The 755-nt window shown below is 52.7% G+C and carries 1 protein-coding gene; it reads right to left on the bottom strand.

What is annotated here, in order from left to right:
- Positions 1-88 precede the first annotated feature (88 nt).
- Positions 89-460, bottom strand: a complete 372-nt coding sequence (locus tag GWQ22_RS21680) for a helix-turn-helix domain-containing protein (protein ID WP_275931652.1) — start codon at positions 458-460, stop codon at positions 89-91.
- Positions 461-755: the final 295 nt, after the last annotated feature.

Genomic DNA, 755 nt, shown 5'->3' with positions numbered 1-755 from the left:
ATTTTCGGGCGTCTGGATGATGCCAGCACGCTGCCCCACATCCCTCCTACCTCAAAGCCCCCTGCCCTGTTCGATTGTGGCAGGGGGCCTAGTCTTCAACATAACCACTGATCACATTATGCGCGGTTAGGTCATGCCCGTGGCTAGGGGCCAGGAACACCGCAGCCACAAGGGCTACAGCCGTGCCGGCTCCTTTGGTGTAGTTCGACAGTATGTTGTACCAGGCCTTTTTCAGCTCGGGATCGGTTGCTCTGACGGCGGCCAGACTTAACAGCACTTCCTGCACGTCCAGGCCGATATCCTCGGCAATCTTTTTTGCCGTTGTATCAGTGAGTTGTACCTTGCCCGTGGTCAGGCTGGAGATGTGCGACTTGGTAAAACCTAGCTCAGCGGCGACTTGCTGGTACTGGCTGAATTTTTTGGCCCTCATATAGGCCTGAATCAGTGCTTTAGAGTCCATTTGACTGTCTCCTGACTTTTTCGACTGGGCATATAACACACCTATTAGGGCTAAAAGTCACCCGTTGTTAGTTAGATTTAGTTCTGATTCAATCTGGTCAGTTCATAATAAATCTGACTAACACATGACCCACTCTAGCCCACAAAATCCCGATTTGCCTGCGCTCACTGAGCGCAAGGTCTATTGGCAGGCAGAACCGACCGGCGATCTCTCCGCCTGTGTGGCGGGTCAGGTTGAGATGTTCCGAGACCTGCATGAGATGCGGATCTATCTGTCCATGACCTATCCCGATACG

Source organism: Aeromonas sp. 1HA1 (genome assembly GCF_029237385.1).
GTDB lineage: Bacteria > Pseudomonadota > Gammaproteobacteria > Enterobacterales > Aeromonadaceae > Aeromonas > Aeromonas popoffii.
Note: the sequence above shows the minus strand (reverse complement) of the source record. Positions and strands in the feature narration are given on the sequence as shown.

Bases quoted from the DNA above. Each gene is read 5' to 3' on its own strand.
- GWQ22_RS21680 (WP_275931652.1), bottom strand. From the start codon at position 460: ATGGACTCTAAAGCACTGATTCAGGCCTATATGAGGGCCAAAAAATTC.